18 protein-coding genes are annotated in these 14568 nt (G+C 36.4%); 6 read left to right on the forward strand and 12 right to left on the reverse strand.

The window, feature by feature from the left end; genetic code table 11:
* Positions 1-93: 93 nt before the first annotated feature.
* The 3 genes from plsY to yidD all read left to right on the forward strand — a co-directional run bounded on the left by plsY (position 94) and on the right by yidD (position 2061).
* A complete protein-coding gene (plsY, locus tag NC797_RS15550; protein WP_272437735.1) occupies positions 94-675 on the forward strand; it encodes a glycerol-3-phosphate 1-O-acyltransferase PlsY in 582 nt (193 codons plus the stop codon).
* 115 nt (positions 676-790) lie between these two features.
* Positions 791-1714 carry a GTP cyclohydrolase FolE2 gene (gene folE2 / locus NC797_RS15555; protein ID WP_272437736.1) on the forward strand — a complete coding sequence of 308 codons (924 nt, stop codon included), beginning with the start codon at positions 791-793 and terminating at the stop codon, positions 1712-1714.
* An 86-nt stretch (positions 1715-1800) separates the two neighbouring features.
* Entirely contained in the window at positions 1801-2061 is a 261-nt protein-coding gene (gene yidD, locus NC797_RS15560; protein ID WP_272437751.1) for a membrane protein insertion efficiency factor YidD, read from the forward strand.
* A gap of 67 nt (positions 2062-2128) precedes the next feature.
* On the opposite strand, the gene NC797_RS15565 is transcribed toward yidD, so the two are convergent.
* The 8 genes from NC797_RS15565 to acnA all read right to left on the reverse strand — a co-directional run bounded on the left by NC797_RS15565 (position 2129) and on the right by acnA (position 9432).
* Complete coding sequence (locus NC797_RS15565) at positions 2129-2434, reverse strand: hypothetical protein (protein ID WP_272437737.1); 306 nt, start codon at positions 2432-2434, stop codon at positions 2129-2131.
* A gap of 2 nt (positions 2435-2436) precedes the next feature.
* Positions 2437-2859 carry an acyl-CoA thioesterase gene (locus NC797_RS15570; RefSeq protein ID WP_272437738.1) on the reverse strand — a complete coding sequence of 141 codons (423 nt, stop codon included), beginning with the start codon at positions 2857-2859 and terminating at the stop codon, positions 2437-2439.
* On the reverse strand, positions 2856-5141 hold the full coding sequence (locus NC797_RS15575; protein ID WP_272437739.1) for an AAA family ATPase: 2286 nt from the start codon (positions 5139-5141) through the stop codon (positions 2856-2858). Before NC797_RS15575 ends, NC797_RS15570 begins: the two co-directional genes overlap by 4 nt.
* A gap of 143 nt (positions 5142-5284) precedes the next feature.
* Positions 5285-5518 (reverse strand): small acid-soluble spore protein Tlp, encoded by a 234-nt coding sequence (gene tlp / locus NC797_RS15580; RefSeq protein ID WP_272437740.1) that lies wholly within the window; start codon positions 5516-5518, stop codon positions 5285-5287.
* 11 nt (positions 5519-5529) lie between these two features.
* Positions 5530-5673, reverse strand: a complete 144-nt coding sequence (locus NC797_RS15585; RefSeq protein WP_272437741.1) for an acid-soluble spore protein N — start codon at positions 5671-5673, stop codon at positions 5530-5532.
* Positions 5674-5835: 162 nt separating this feature from the next.
* Positions 5836-5982, reverse strand: coding sequence for an FbpB family small basic protein (locus tag NC797_RS15590; protein ID WP_334313225.1), 147 nt, complete (start codon positions 5980-5982; stop codon positions 5836-5838).
* A gap of 62 nt (positions 5983-6044) precedes the next feature.
* On the reverse strand, positions 6045-6635 hold the full coding sequence (locus NC797_RS15595; protein ID WP_272437742.1) for a redoxin domain-containing protein: 591 nt from the start codon (positions 6633-6635) through the stop codon (positions 6045-6047).
* Positions 6636-6735: 100 nt separating this feature from the next.
* Complete coding sequence (acnA, locus tag NC797_RS15600) at positions 6736-9432, reverse strand: aconitate hydratase AcnA (protein WP_272437743.1); 2697 nt, start codon at positions 9430-9432, stop codon at positions 6736-6738.
* Positions 9433-9675: 243 nt separating this feature from the next.
* Here acnA and NC797_RS15605 point away from each other — a divergent pair, with 243 nt between their 5' ends.
* On the forward strand, positions 9676-9816 hold the full coding sequence (locus NC797_RS15605) for a small acid-soluble spore protein P (RefSeq protein ID WP_272437744.1): 141 nt from the start codon (positions 9676-9678) through the stop codon (positions 9814-9816).
* A gap of 61 nt (positions 9817-9877) precedes the next feature.
* Here the strand turns inward: NC797_RS15605 and NC797_RS15610 are convergent, their stop codons facing one another.
* A complete protein-coding gene (locus NC797_RS15610; RefSeq protein ID WP_272437745.1) occupies positions 9878-11011 on the reverse strand; it encodes an ATP-binding protein in 1134 nt (377 codons plus the stop codon).
* Positions 11012-11269: 258 nt separating this feature from the next.
* Here NC797_RS15610 and NC797_RS15615 point away from each other — a divergent pair, with 258 nt between their 5' ends.
* Entirely contained in the window at positions 11270-11698 is a 429-nt protein-coding gene (locus NC797_RS15615; protein ID WP_272437746.1) for a DUF2621 family protein, read from the forward strand.
* A gap of 248 nt (positions 11699-11946) precedes the next feature.
* On the opposite strand, the gene NC797_RS15620 is transcribed toward NC797_RS15615, so the two are convergent.
* Genes NC797_RS15620 through NC797_RS15630 form a run of 3 tightly spaced genes read right to left on the reverse strand, consistent with a single transcriptional unit; the run spans position 11947 to position 13272 of the window.
* Positions 11947-12426, reverse strand: coding sequence for a CcdC family protein (locus NC797_RS15620; protein WP_272437747.1), 480 nt, complete (start codon positions 12424-12426; stop codon positions 11947-11949).
* A gap of 24 nt (positions 12427-12450) precedes the next feature.
* Positions 12451-12822 carry a response regulator gene (locus NC797_RS15625; protein WP_272437748.1) on the reverse strand — a complete coding sequence of 124 codons (372 nt, stop codon included), beginning with the start codon at positions 12820-12822 and terminating at the stop codon, positions 12451-12453.
* Between the two features lie 24 nt (positions 12823-12846).
* Positions 12847-13272: a Na(+)/H(+) antiporter subunit B gene (locus tag NC797_RS15630; protein WP_272437749.1), complete on the reverse strand. Its 426-nt coding sequence runs from the start codon at positions 13270-13272 to the stop codon at positions 12847-12849.
* Between the two features lie 655 nt (positions 13273-13927).
* Between NC797_RS15630 and NC797_RS15635 the strand changes: the two genes are divergently transcribed.
* A complete protein-coding gene (locus NC797_RS15635) occupies positions 13928-14329 on the forward strand; it encodes a hypothetical protein (protein WP_272437750.1) in 402 nt (133 codons plus the stop codon).
* The last annotated feature ends 239 nt before the right edge of the window (positions 14330-14568 follow it).

The following is a 14568-nucleotide window of genomic DNA, read 5'->3' on the forward strand; positions in this document are numbered from 1 at the left end:
GTACACCAAAAATAGCCCTCCTCATCTTTTTAATTTATGATAAAATAATAAGAACCCCAAAATACGAATGCCTATTGATGAAGGAGTTTTCATATGACTTATCTGCTATTTGCTTTGATTGCTTATGTAATCGGGTCCATTCCATCTGGACTAATTGTCGGGAAAGTTTGGTATAAAACAGATATTAGAGAACATGGAAGTGGTAACCTCGGTGGGACCAATACTTTTCGTGTTTTAGGACTAAAGGCTGGATTAATTGTAACTTCAGCTGATATTTTAAAAGGAACGATTGCTACTATATTACCATTGTTTTTTGTAACTGAAATCAATCCTTTAATCATTGGTATTTTTGCAGTTATCGGACATATGTATCCCGTTTTTGCAAGGTTTAAAGGGGGAAAAGCAGTGGCAACCTCAGGAGGTGTCATTCTTGGAGTGAACCCAATTTTATTTGCTATTATATTAGCTACCTTTTTTTTAATGCTTTATGCAACGAAATATGTGTCGTTATCATCAATGGTGACAGGGGTTATCACCGTTATTGTTACGATATTACAAAATGATGTCGGGTTAACAATCGTAACAACCATCTTGACGATCTTTGTTATTTATAGACACCGAGCGAATATCAAACGAATTTTAAATAAAACGGAACCTAAAATAACATGGATGTAACACGGGACTTATTTAGTTGATTCGTCCCACTTTCTTTTAATAAGACTAATACATTGAACAGGTTTTTGTATTTCAGTATACTTTCTGATAGGGATGGCTGAAAGGAGTTTATGTTATGAATGCGCACAAATCAACGAAACAATTACCCAGTAAAGTGGAACGCCATAAAATTTTTGGATCTGTTGAGCCTGGTCCAAAAACAAAACCTAGCGAAAAAGAGCAAATGGCTGACCTTCAAAATGCCAAGAAAGATTTTTTATTTGAAATAGACGCAGTTGGTATTGCAAATGTAAAGCACCCAATAAAAGTACAAAGTCAATTGCTTCCAACAAGTCAAACGACTATTGGAACGTTCACTTTTACTTCTAGTATAAGCGAGGATAGTAAAGGTACAAACATGAGTCGTTTTACAGAACAACTGAACGAATATCACGCAGATGGTTTTGTCATCAATATTGCTACTTTAAAACAATTTACAAAGGAATTAACAGGCAGATTGAAACAAAACGACGCAATAGTGGAAGTCTCATTTCCATGGTTTTTTGAGCGTCGTGGTCCATCATCAGATCTTGCTGGTATGAATCATGCAAATGCCGGGATTAAAGTAATGTATGATCATGATAACGGCTATGATATAGAGGTTTCTCTTTCTGGAACCATTACAACTCTTTGTCCATGTTCAAAAGAAATAAGTGAATATAGTGCACACAATCAGCGTGGTCAAGTGGAAATGAAAGTAACATTAACCGACGCATTTGACGAACAAAAGGTGGATTGGAAGCAATCGCTTCTAGAAGCAGCAGAAAGTAATGCCAGTGCTAGAATTCACCCTGTTTTGAAACGGCCTGATGAAAAAATGGTTACGGAACAGGCCTATGAAAATCCAAGGTTTGTAGAAGACATTGTCCGGTTAGTCGCTGCGGATCTTTACGAATTAGCCTATGTTGAGAAATTTCATGTTTTTTGCAAAAATGAAGAATCTATTCATCTTCATGATGCCATTGCATCCATAAGCTACGACAAAAGAACAGAAGTGTAAGTCACCCAATTGACGACGTATGGATTGAACCGTAGTCGATAAAAAGCACAAGTAAAACACAAACACCTAGGACGGTGAGACAAGTGATCAAAGGTGCATTTATTTTTTTTATACGGATGTATCAAAAAGTAATTAGTCCCATCCTCCCGCCCTCTTGTCGGTTTTATCCGACATGCTCACAATATGGGGTAGAGGCTATTGAGCGATTTGGTCCGTGGCGAGGCGGTTACTTAACACTAAAACGAATTGTTAAGTGCCACCCTTTCCATCCAGGTGGTGTTGACCTAGTTCCGAAAAAAAATAACAAAAAGAACGACCCATCAAACGAATCTTCTCTACTAGATTAGGATGTTCGCTTTTTGGGTCGGTTTTTGTTAAGGTGTGCAACTTCCCTAGCATCTTGAATTGTCCACCTTACCTAATAGAATGAAAACGATTCAGTTGTTCCAGTTGCTTTTCTGCTTTTAAGATGGTTATTTGCTGATCACCAAACAAGTCAAAATGCGGAAATTCTTTGTGGTGATCGATCCAACCTGGTTTTAATCCATATCCTTTTCCCCATTCCTTTAGCCGTTTAAGATCCTTGCAGCCCACTTTCGTCACTGTGTCACAACCCGGAAATCTAGGGTCTAACCAATAATGAGTAAGGAACGCAATTTCTCCACTCCTTACTTTATCTTTCCATTCTTCAAGTTCGTTGCGTTTTACACCGAAAGCCATCGTTAATCCTTTCCTAAAGCCTTGGTATATGCTTGATGCCAATCAGGGAAAGATCTGCGTATGGATACAGGCCTAAAGGAATCTTTTTTAACAACGACATGTTTCGTGAAACCAGTTACTGCAACTTGATCAGCCGTATCTTTTATTCGGTAAGCATACGTGACTCGCAAACCATCATATTCCTCAATCCACGTTTCCACCACTGCGTCTTGTCCATAACGAATCGGCTGCTTAAAGGAAAGTGAAGCATCCACAACAGGAGAAACTACTCCTTGTTTCTCCATCTCATGATATTGAAAACCGAGAGATTCTATCAATGCAGTCCTACCGATTTTGAACCAAACCAAATAATTTGCATGGTATACGACTCCCATCTGATCTGTTTCCTGATATCGAACCTTAATAGACGTACGAACCTTTTTCATATGTTATTCCCCCTGCTCACTAGCCACGCATTTTCAACATCTTCTAACGTCAGCAAATACATGGAGTCTTCCGTAATTTCTTTTCTCTTCGATAATCTTAATGCTTGATATTGAATGGCTTCATCGACTAAATTTACTGCAAACCTTCCATTACCGTTTATTTGATTATTTTCAAATTGATCTTCTATATATTTTTGACCATCTATATCGAATTTATAGTTGTATTGATTCGCATAAATGTTTGTAATCTTTACCAATTGGTTCGGGCTATAATCTTTAAATTCCACGTATTTTTTAAACCGTGAAGCAAGACCAGGGTTACTTGTAATTAATTCATTCATTTCTTTCTTATATCCAGCTAAAATAACGATCAAATTGTCATTATGCTTTGTCATTTCATCTACTAGCGTGTCGATTGCTTCTTTACCAAAGCCTTTTTTGTCCCTTGCTAATGAATAGGCTTCATCTATAAACAAGACACCACCTAATGACTCTTTTATTTTTTGTTTTGTTTTTATTGCGGTCTGCCCGACATATCCAGCTACTAAATCACTTCTTGAAGCAACAATAAGATGGCCACGTTTTAAAAGTCCACATTCCTTTAACACTTTGGCATAAATGTTTGCAACGGTTGTTTTTCCAGTACCAGGATTTCCTGTAAAAACAGAATGTAATTGGATCGGAACAGGCGTAAAACCTGCGTCCTTCCTTTTTTGTTGCATCGACACAAACGCTGATAGCTTTTTCACTTCATCTTTCACCTCATCAAGACCAATTAATTGATCCAAATCATTTAGAGGGTCATTATTGTTTTGTGATCGATTTTCCTTTTGATATTCTAAGTCCTCATCATCGATCCTCATATGATCGATCCAATCATCATCGCTAAAGACAGATGACTTTTTAGAACCTTTGCGAAATATAGACTTTAACACTAAATTCCGAACTGTCCTAGCATTCCCAAATGATTCATCCACTCGCGTTTTTTCAATTACATTTTTAAACTGGTTTCTGGCCTTTTCCGTAAAAAAATAATCGTTTTCGAGTGCTGAATTCTCTGCAATTTGGAGCAGTTCCTCCATATTGAAATCTTGAAGCTCGATCTGATTTTGCTCGGGAAACCTGCTCCTAAGCCCTTGATTTGCCCAAAGAAACTGTCGCATCTCATCAGGAAATCCCGCTAAAATAGTAGCAAATTCATCTCCATACTCTTTTCCTGTCATACTGGAGACAAGTGTGTCAATGACAGATTGACCATAGTCATTTCCAGATTGACCTTCTCTTTTAAGACTGTATGCCTCATCAATAAACAAGATCCCGCCTAGCGCCTCACGCACATAATTCAGCGTATTTTCTTCACTTTGCCCTAAAAATGATCCAACAAGATGGGATCGGTTTACTTCGGTCACTTTTTTCGTTTCTAACAAACCAAGCTCATAATAAATTTCTGCAATTAGCCTTGCTATTGTCGTTTTCCCTGTCCCTGGATTCCCAGTTATAATCATATGCAATCCAGGTCCATCCTTCATTTTGAATCCAAGCTGTTCCCTTTTCTTTTGATATTTCAAATAATGGTATAATTGATGAATATAGTGCTTAACCTCTTGATGACCGACCATTTCATTTAGCTTTTCAAGTGGACTTTTATGAAATGCATCTTTTACTACGTCTGGTAATTGTTTATAAAATTGATTACGAAACGCTATAATTTGCTTCACCAAATCATTTATAGGCTGAACTTGTGTATTTGTTTTACGATTTTCAATCATCGTGATCGTGGTTGATAATTCATTTGCTAATACATCCATTGTGTTCATTATTTCTTTATACAGATCAAGCATACTGTGGTAAATGGAATGATTTTCTCTAGGAGTGGATAAGATTCGATTCACTTCTTTCAGTAGATCATCTGCCTTTTTTAATTTAGCGGGATCATAATCGGTTTCTCTTATTCTCCAATCATTTGCCGAAATAGACTCCAATTCCATATAGAAGGAATAACTACCGATCATCCCCTTTATTTCGGTTGTAACTGGATGATTTTGAACAAGTGCTTCCGCTTCATTCAAAAACATCTGAAGTAACTTGTCATCCTTTTGGTTACGCTTGAACCGGTGATAGGCAAGTAAACTATATAATGAGGCCCATTCATCAGACTCTAATTCATATTGATTCCTTTTTAGCTGATCAATGTATCGTAATCCCTCCACTTCAGTTAGAGGCGGTTCTAGTTCTATCGTTGCCCAATTTACTAGTGCTTTTTCGATTTTTCTTTGCTTCAACAGACACCGCTCCCTTCCAGTGTTTTATTTTACCATAGGCGATCATCTGTGTTGATTATCTTGCTTTCACTGTTGCCATACGAATCGCCCAAAACCGATTTCAGCACACAAAAACACCCCCATAATTGGGGGCATTTTAACACTTATTCTTGTTGTTGGTGTCTGTACTCATCCTTGATCTCTTCACGCATACCCTGAATTGCGTCTTCACGACGTTTATTCTTTTCTTTCACGTTTTGCTTCTCTTTTTCTGAAGAAAACTGCATTGTTTCATGGGAAGCTTCGATATTTTCGATCGTATCTTGAACCATATTTTGTAATTTTTCCACATTATCCTTACGATTGTCTGGCTTCGGATGGTTGTTATACTTATTCACTAAGCTTCCTCCTATTCACCCTTAGTTTGGATTACATCTGGCATTTTGTTACCCTTCATCTGCATTTTCTTTCCTTTGTTTCCTCCAGCCTCTAATTGTTGCTTACCTAGATGCCTTGGGCTAAAATGCTTGGAGTCTTTTTTGGGATTTCCCATATTGCCATCCCCTTTCTTTAGGATGTCAATGATATTATTTGTCAGTTGGTTGACACTATTCAATGAAAAACTTGGCTTATTCCCACCAGCTTTGATGGTGTTACAAAAAAAAACAGGAATATAGAGGTTGTTCATAACACACACTTATCGTAACATCCCTGTTTACGTTGCTTTTCGGTTCGTTATCTCTTTTCTTGCTTCAATTCTTTCCTCAATTTTTTCTAATAGTTGCTCATCACTTAATATCTGGTTTCTGTTTTCCTTTAGAAGATCTTCAAAGGATGGTTTTTTTCTTAGAGAAATGATAATCGTCTCTTTTTTTACGTTTTACTAAAAGGATTACCATTTTTCAGAAAAATATAAGTTTTACTTTACTTTAATTTATTCTTGGCATGAACCATGTCTTCATAAGTCATGGGACCAATCTTTGTGGTTAATTGAATCTTTCCATCCGTACCGATAAAATATGTTGTTGGTATGGTAAGAACCTTGTACATTTCAATAACTTTTAATTCTTTATCCAGTAATATAGGGAACGTATAAGAACCCTCGGTAACAAACTTTTGTATATCCGCCATATTTTGTTCGTATCCGGTTGCATTTAATGCGATAACTTCTACTTCGTCGCTATATTTTTCATAAAACTTCTGCATTTCTGGCATCTCTTGTTTACACGGAGGACACCATGTTGCCCAAAAATTAAGAAACACTTTTTTTCCTTTTAAATCGGAGAGCTGTATTTTGTTTCCATCCAGTGTTTCTAACGTAAAATTTGGGGGGATTTGTCCAACTTGGATCCCCTCTGAACGATTGGACGGTTTTGTCGATGCAGCTTCTACTACCGTCTTGTCGTTCTTTTGATTTAAAACTGGTTTTTCTTCTTGCTGTTTATTTGTTAGGGTTTGTATGGTTACAGCTAACAATCCAATTATTAATAAGGATCCGAGTATTTTTTTAACCATTTTTTCACTCCAATACCTTTTTAGTATCATTATGCTATGTTTAAGGGAAAACTATGTACTAAAAAAGAGGCAGTCCGAAGACTACCCCTGTGTTTATTGTTTATGCTTTTAATTTATTACGTAGAACCATTTGAAGTATTCCACCATGACGATAGTAATCAATTTCTACATCACTGTCAAAACGAGCAATTACTTCAAATTCTTTCTTTTTACCTTCTTCATCTGTTGCGGTAACCTTCACTAAGTCATGCGGTTTTACATTTTCATCAACGATAACATCAAATGTTTCTTTTCCAGTTAAACCAAGCGAGTCTGAGCTATCTCCTTCTTTGAACTGTAAAGGAAGCACTCCCATCATTACTAGGTTCGAACGGTGAATGCGTTCGAAGCTCTCAGCAATCACTGTTTTAATTCCTAAAAGATTGGTTCCTTTAGCAGCCCAGTCACGAGAACTACCCATTCCATAATCCTTCCCTGCTATAACGATAAGGCTCGTATTATCCTGTTGATATTTCATTGCAGCATCATAGATCGGCATGACTTCTTCTGTAGGCCAATACGTCGTATATCCACCCTCTGTGCCTGGTGCTAACAAGTTGTGAATTCGAATATTCGCAAACGTACCACGCATCATCACTTCATGATTACCACGTCTAGAACCGTAAGAATTAAAATTTCTAGGTGAAATATTTTTTTCTTGCAAATATTTACCTGCTGGCATATCTTTAGCAATAGCTCCTGCAGGCGAAATATGGTCGGTAGTAACAGAATCGCCAAACTTACCAATTGCCCGGAGATCAGATAATGGTTCAACTTTTCCTGCCTCTTTGGAAAGTCCCTCAAAGAATGGTGGATTCTGAATATAGGTAGAGTCATCATTCCATTCATACAAAGGTTCATCCGTTGTATTGATTTCATTCCACTTTTCGTTTGAATCAAATACACTCTCATATTCTTTCCGGAAAATTTCAGGTGTTACTACTTTTGCAACCTGTTCTTTGATTTCTTCCAGTGTAGGCCAAATATCTTTAAAGTAAACAGGTTCACCGTCTTTATCCTGCCCAAGTGGTTCACTATGGAGATCTACATCCACACTGCCCGCTAATGCATATGCAACAACGAGTGGTGGTGAAGCAAGATAGTTTGCTTTTACAAGCGGATGAATGCGACCTTCAAAGTTTCGATTTCCTGAAAGTACAGACGAAACAGTTAAGTCATTTTCAGCAATTGCTTTTTCTATTTCATCAGATAACGGACCAGAGTTACCAATACAAGTTGTACAACCATATCCAACAAGGTTAAAACCTAATTTACCTAGGTACTGCATCAATCCTGAATCTTCTAAGTAGCGTGTCACTACTTTTGATCCTGGTGCTAAAGAAGTTTTTACATATGCTGGTACATCGAGACCCTTTTCAACTGCTTTTTTCGCCAATAGACCTGCACCTAACATAACATAAGGGTTCGATGTATTCGTACAAGAAGTGATCGCAGCAATTGCGACCGCACCCGTTTTCATCACAGATGTTTTTCCGTTTGGATGCTCAATTTTAACTTCTTTGTCAAATTCTTTCTCATCTAAACCAAATCCTTGGTTTCCAGCTGGTGCTGTAATTGCTTCGTTAAATGATTCTTTCATTTTAGAAAGTGGGATCAAATCCTGTGGACGTTTTGGTCCAGAAAGATTTGGCTCTAATTCAGACAAATTAATTTCCACGAGCTCCGTGAATTCTGGATCTTTTTGACTAGCATCATACCAAAGGCTATTTTCTTTACAATATTTTTCTACTAATGCTATATGTTCTTCGCTGCGCCCAGTCAATCGTAAATAATTTAATGATTCATCATCGACTGGGAAGAACCCACATGTTGCACCATATTCAGGTGCCATATTAGAAATAGTGGCACGATCAGCTAATGGCATATCTTTTAGACCTGGTCCAAAGTATTCCACAAACTTGCCTACTACTTTTTTCTCGCGCAATACCTGGGTTACTTTTAAAGCTAAATCCGTAGCAGTTGTTCCATTTGGAAAGCTTCCAGTAAATTTAACCCCAATTACTTCTGGAGCTGGCAAATACGAAGGCTGTCCTAACATTCCAGCTTCTGCTTCTATTCCACCTACACCCCAGCCGAGGACACCAAGACCATTGATCATTGTTGTATGAGAGTCTGTTCCAACAAGTGTATCTGGAAATGTATCAAACTCCCCATTTTCGTTTTCAATTGCATGTACAACATTGGCAATATATTCAAGGTTTACTTGGTGAACAATACCTGTTGCCGGTGGGACAGCACGGTAATTGTTAAAGGCTTTTTGTGCCCAATGTAGGAATTCATAACGCTCTTGGTTTCTTTCAAATTCTAATTCCATGTTTGCATTTAATGCTTCTGCTGTTCCATACTTGTCGACTTGAACTGAATGGTCAATCACTAGATCGACTGGAACTTCCGGATTAATTTTATCAGGTGCCCCACCTAAATCAACCATTGCTTTTCTTAAAGATGCAAGGTCAACTACTGCAGGTACTCCTGTAAAGTCTTGTAAAATTACACGTGAAGGCTTGAATGGAACATCTGTAGCCTTTTCTTTGCCCCAGTTTGCCAAACCTTTAATGTGTTCATCCTTAATAACATGTCCATCGTGTTGGCGGACAAGTGATTCTAGTAAAATACGAATCGAAAAAGGCAAACGAGAAATATCACCATAACCAGCTTCTTCAATTGCTTTTAATTGGAAATAATTATATTTATTTCCGTTAAGTTCAAACTGTTTATTTGCTTTTAAAGTTGCCATATTTTACATTACCCCCTTAAATATCATCTTCAGGTTTCTCCATACCCCGATGTTACTAGATATATTTATATTTGCCACTTATATATATTAAATGAAATTGGTTTAGAAGTAAAATATTTAGATATCGGATTGATCACATGTGAACAACTTACTCTTTCAAAAAAGTTTAACATTACATGCACCGAATAAATGGACGATTCATTACACATAATAAAGATGACATGTAAAAGAGGAGGTGTGAAAATGGCCGAACATCATACAAGCAAAGATAGTCGTCGAAACACACCAAAAAATCACCAACCAAATGAACCATTGAGTGGCTCAAAGAAGGTGAAAAACAGAAATCATAGCCGCCAGAAAAAAGGGGCATCACACGACATGTAATAAGGATATTCAGAATACTCCGTCTGACTTGATTCAACAGGATGAGTGTTTTTACCCCCGATTATAGGGGGTTCTCGTGAAGTGGCAAAATCACCCGAAATGTGCTACCCTTGCCCTGATTTTGCAGGATTTCCAAGTTTCCATCGTGCTTTTCTAAAATTTGCGAGGTAATCATTAAACCTAATCCTGTACCATGTTTCTTCGTCGTAAAAAATGGCTCTTTTAGTTTATCTATTATGTTATTAGGTATGCCCGGCCCCTCATCAACAATGTCAATGGTACAAATAGAAGCTGTAGCATCTGCAATAATTTGAATCTTCCCGCCACTTTCTTGCATTTCCTCGACAGCATTTTTTATAAGATTAATAAAAACTTGTTTAATTTGTAAACGATCACAGTACACAAATATTTCTTTATGAATATTTACCTGTATCTCAATCGTGAAAAGCTTTGCCTGTGCTTGTAACAGTGTTACAACATCGTTAAGTAAAGTTGACAACAGTTCTACCTTCTTCACCTCTGTCATTGGCTTTGACACAAACAGGAGTTCAGATGTTATCGTCTCTATTTTTTCAATTTCCTCCTTCATTATCGTATAGTATTCTTCTTTACTATCAATTCCAGCTTGGAGAAGCTGCAAAAATCCTTTCAATGAAGTTAAAGGATTCCTTATTTCGTGTGCAACACCAGCCGCCAATTGCCCAGCAACTGACATTTTTTCAGAACGAATCATCATTTCTTCTGCTTCTTTTTTATCCGTAATATCTTTTGTAATCGAGACGATCTGGTCTTTTCCACCCTGTTCCGTACTTTTCATGATGGATACAATTGTCTCAACCCAAATGTATTTACCTCTTGTATTTCTTAAACTTATTATAAATTTATGTATGCGACGATCATTATCTTTTAATTTTTTTAACACGATTTTCTTGTCCTTAGGCGCAATATAGGCGAGAGATGAAGTACCAATAATTTCTTCTGATCTATAGCCTAAAATTCTGTGAATTGCACTTGAAACATTTAAAACTTTTCCCTTTCTGTCGCAGATGGCAACCAAATCGTATCCATAATCTTCAATCATTTGTAGGATGGATTCTGGTAAATCCTTATATTTAAATTGAGGGGAATAGTTTTGTATATTGGAATCATAACAACGGTTTCCCATGTATGTATTTCTATTTTGATCAGACTCCACTTCATCACCCCATTAACTTTTACTCTGTTTTATCATAAACCTAATTCTCACCTTAGTATCCAACATTAATCATGCTAATCTCTTGTTTTCACTTCTATATAGATTTATAATGAACAATGTCATTAATATTGTTAATAAGTAATGCATGATAAAATTAAGTGAAATATTTTATAGTAATATTACTATAAATAACAATAAAATGAAACTTATGTAACGATTTTTCTTATTTTCTCTAAATCATGTAGAATGGGTGAAAATATGTCTGCTGGTTTTTCTGTATTCATTATCATTTGGGTATTCTTCTTATTAGGTTCTTTTGCAATAGGTGGTTTTTTCATGTTTCGAAAGTTTCTCAAAAGACTTCCTAAAGAAGATGGCAAGTCTCTGATGGATTGGGAAGAATACTATATCCAAAAGACAATAAAAATGTGGAACAAAAAAGAAAAAGATCTCTTAGAAGAGCTAGTGTCCCCAGTCCCTGAATTATTCCGGGATGTTGCAAAACAAAAAATAGCCGGAAAAATAGGAGAAATCGCTTTAAAAAGAAAAGCAAAAAAAATATCGCAGGACATTTTAATTGAAGGATATATTTTAGCAACACCAAAAAGGGATCATAAGTTTCTTATAAAAAAATTAGATGAAAAGCAAATCGATATATCGCCATACAGTAACCTGATTGAAAGATAGCGATCTGGTAAAAGTCTCTTTTTACAATAACGGATTCCATTTTGGAAGAAGAGATCATGCACAAGTTAAATAGTAGCATCACAGCAAAGGTTATAACAAATGATTCGCATATATATACCACACCAAAAAACGGCTCAGTATCGAATTACTGTGCCGTTTTTGCTGTTGAAACGCCCTAATATATTACATTTTTTGGTAATTTCTACATGCGGTATATGATCAATAACCCCAGAACTAATGAAAGGATTCTACGCGGTTGTAGTACGATTTATGCTCTTTTGTAGTTTTTTATATTTGATCAGCATAGCAATCCGCCACGTTAATATCATACCAAAGGCAAGTAAAAAAAACATTCCACTCGTCTCTCCGAAAGACACAGTTTGACCAATGATTATTTTCAATAAAATACGAAACAATAGTAATCCAATCAAAATAAAGATAAAGGAACGAGATGGAACTAAATAGATCGAGTCGTCACGAACTTCAAATTTTGAACTTCTAATTAAAAAAACAGAAAATACAACCCCGACTGCAAATGCTTCAAGAACTTTAGGCCACCCCAATTGAAAGACAGGAAACAAAAACATTCCCGCACCAGTACTCATAAACAATGGCGGAAGGATGATTTTCCTCTCATTAATTGGACTTCTAGCAGCCCTTAAGCGGACAAATATCATTGCAGTCGCCATCATTGCAGCCCCAACTGTACTTAAAATCACCCACAGCATAAAATCAACTCTTTCCAATCCTTATCAAATCATAACTTTCCCAATGACGCGATTAATCGCATCTAACACGCGCAATTCATCGAACGGTTTTACGATAAAATCCTTAGCGCCTTTCTCAATTGCTTCCACTACGAGCTTTTTTTGCCCCACAGCTGAACACATAATGATTTTAGCACTTTTATCATGTTCCTTGATTTTTGATAACGTTTCAATTCCATTCATTACTGGCATGGTTATGTCCATAATGACAAGCTCTGGTTTAACATCATTGTATAGTGATAATGCTTGATTACCGTTTTCAGCTTCACCTACAATTTCATGTCCCCCTCTTATTAATATGGTTGATAAGGTAAGTCTCATAAATTTCGCATCATCCACAATTAATATATCTGCCACAGTCGTTCCCCCGTTATTCCAAAATTAACGATCATCTGCTATTGATAAAATAATCGTCATAGTAATTCCAAGTACGGTAATATAAACACCTAAATCGAACAACATGGCTGTCGCAAGTTCTTTGTTTCCAAAAAAGGGAATGTATAAATATCCGAACGTGTGACTTAGAAATGGCTCACCAAAGAAGAAGGAGCCCACACCTGTTAAAACTGCAATCATCAATCCTATTGCAGTACAATATCTATAATTAATTGGCAGTATTTTATTCACTGCTTCAAAACCATACGCCATATACATAAGGACAATTGCTGAACTTACCATTAAACCAGCAATAAAGCCACCACCTGGTGCATTATGTCCAGCAAAGTATAAATAAATAGAGAACCCGAATAAAATAAATGCAATTAAGCTTGTTGTCGATCGAAGAATTAAATCATTTGGTCTACTCATGGAAATACTCCTTTTACCATTATCTATGTATACCTATAGCATATATCATAATATAAATGAAATGAAATAAAAACATCAAATACTTATAAACTGAAATGCCAATCCACAGCAACAAAGAAAACAAATTAGTTGAAGGCTGCAAGGTTGTATGTACTAGAGTCTACAGCGCCGTGTACAAAAACATAAATCCCTTTCACCCATCTTTGGTGAAAAGGGATCTACTCCGTTACAAGTATGACTTTAGCACATTATTTTAGACATACTTGTCCGATTTGCTTAAAATGCTTGATATCTCAAGGGTTCAATTCATCTTAACGACCACTTTTTCTACTAAGAAAAATATACCATAAATAACATTATGTTGTCCATTATTTTCAGTTCCACTGGCGTTTCTCCCACCACTTTTGTATGGTAAATAATTATGTGAAAGAGTTAACAGGGTTCAGTTCAATCGCCATATTAGCTTTTTTTGAAAAATATTTTGCCATATTGAATACATTTAAAAACAATAAACGGATCTAAAAAAATACAAAAAAATAAACATATCCAAAGAAGAATATGCATTTTCAACAACTTCACCCTCATTTGTTGTCCATTCACCTTTTGAATAGTTTGTAGTATAATGTCGATAGTCATATTTGAAAGGAGGCATGTTATGGAGGAAAAATTAGACTTGATTTTACAGGAAATAAGAGGAATCAACGCGAAGATTACCACTATTGATACCAGACTGGGCACCGTTGAAACTAGACTAGACGGCATTGATTCCAGACTCGACAAAGCTGAGACAGAACAAAAGCGGCATGGAGACCATATCCATCAACTGATTGAGACTGTTGCTGCAACTAACGTCAGATTGGAAAACATGTACGAAGAATTTAATAAAAAATTTCATGATCTCAATAAGAAACATGATTCATTAGAGAAAAGAATGGACGTGGTTGAAGATGACTTGAATATTATTAAAACAAACATGGTCACAAAACAGGATCTATTTTACTACGATCAAAAAATTTCTGAGCATGAACGTGAGATTTACAAAATGAAGCTTAGATAGACTGTAAAAGGTCATTTTAGTGGAATAATCCACCTCCGTCGATAAAAGCAACGCATTGTTATTCCACTTCTTTACTTCTTTATCCTATCGCCTAACAATGATACTCATACTCCTGTGAACTACTCCCACCACTTACCACCCTTGCGGGTTGCTTGAAGTGGGGGCTTCTTGGATAATCGCCACTTTTGGTAGCTGACGAAATTGACCAAGCTAACCCTCTTGTTCCAAAAGTTATATTC

The organism is Terrihalobacillus insolitus (genome assembly GCF_028416575.1).
Lineage (GTDB): Bacteria > Bacillota > Bacilli > Bacillales > Amphibacillaceae > Terrihalobacillus > Terrihalobacillus insolitus.

Excerpts from the sequence above, each read along its gene's own strand:
- NC797_RS15570 (WP_272437738.1), bottom strand. The coding sequence starts at position 2,859 with ATGAAAAAGGTTCGTACGTCTATTAAGGTTCGATATCAGGAAACAGAT.
- NC797_RS15605 (WP_272437744.1), top strand. The coding sequence starts at position 9,676 with ATGGCCGAACATCATACAAGCAAAGATAGTCGTCGAAACACACCAAAA.
- folE2 (WP_272437736.1), top strand. The coding sequence starts at position 791 with ATGAATGCGCACAAATCAACGAAACAATTACCCAGTAAAGTGGAACGC.
- plsY (WP_272437735.1), top strand. The coding sequence starts at position 94 with ATGACTTATCTGCTATTTGCTTTGATTGCTTATGTAATCGGGTCCATT.
- NC797_RS15635 (WP_272437750.1), top strand. The coding sequence starts at position 13,928 with ATGGAGGAAAAATTAGACTTGATTTTACAGGAAATAAGAGGAATCAAC.
- NC797_RS15615 (WP_272437746.1), top strand. The coding sequence starts at position 11,270 with ATGTCTGCTGGTTTTTCTGTATTCATTATCATTTGGGTATTCTTCTTA.
- NC797_RS15620 (WP_272437747.1), bottom strand. The coding sequence starts at position 12,426 with ATGCTGTGGGTGATTTTAAGTACAGTTGGGGCTGCAATGATGGCGACT.
- NC797_RS15630 (WP_272437749.1), bottom strand. The coding sequence starts at position 13,272 with ATGAGTAGACCAAATGATTTAATTCTTCGATCGACAACAAGCTTAATT.
- NC797_RS15565 (WP_272437737.1), bottom strand. The coding sequence starts at position 2,434 with ATGGCTTTCGGTGTAAAACGCAACGAACTTGAAGAATGGAAAGATAAA.
- NC797_RS15585 (WP_272437741.1), bottom strand. The coding sequence starts at position 5,673 with ATGGGAAATCCCAAAAAAGACTCCAAGCATTTTAGCCCAAGGCATCTA.
- NC797_RS15595 (WP_272437742.1), bottom strand. The coding sequence starts at position 6,635 with ATGGTTAAAAAAATACTCGGATCCTTATTAATAATTGGATTGTTAGCT.
- acnA (WP_272437743.1), bottom strand. The coding sequence starts at position 9,432 with ATGGCAACTTTAAAAGCAAATAAACAGTTTGAACTTAACGGAAATAAA.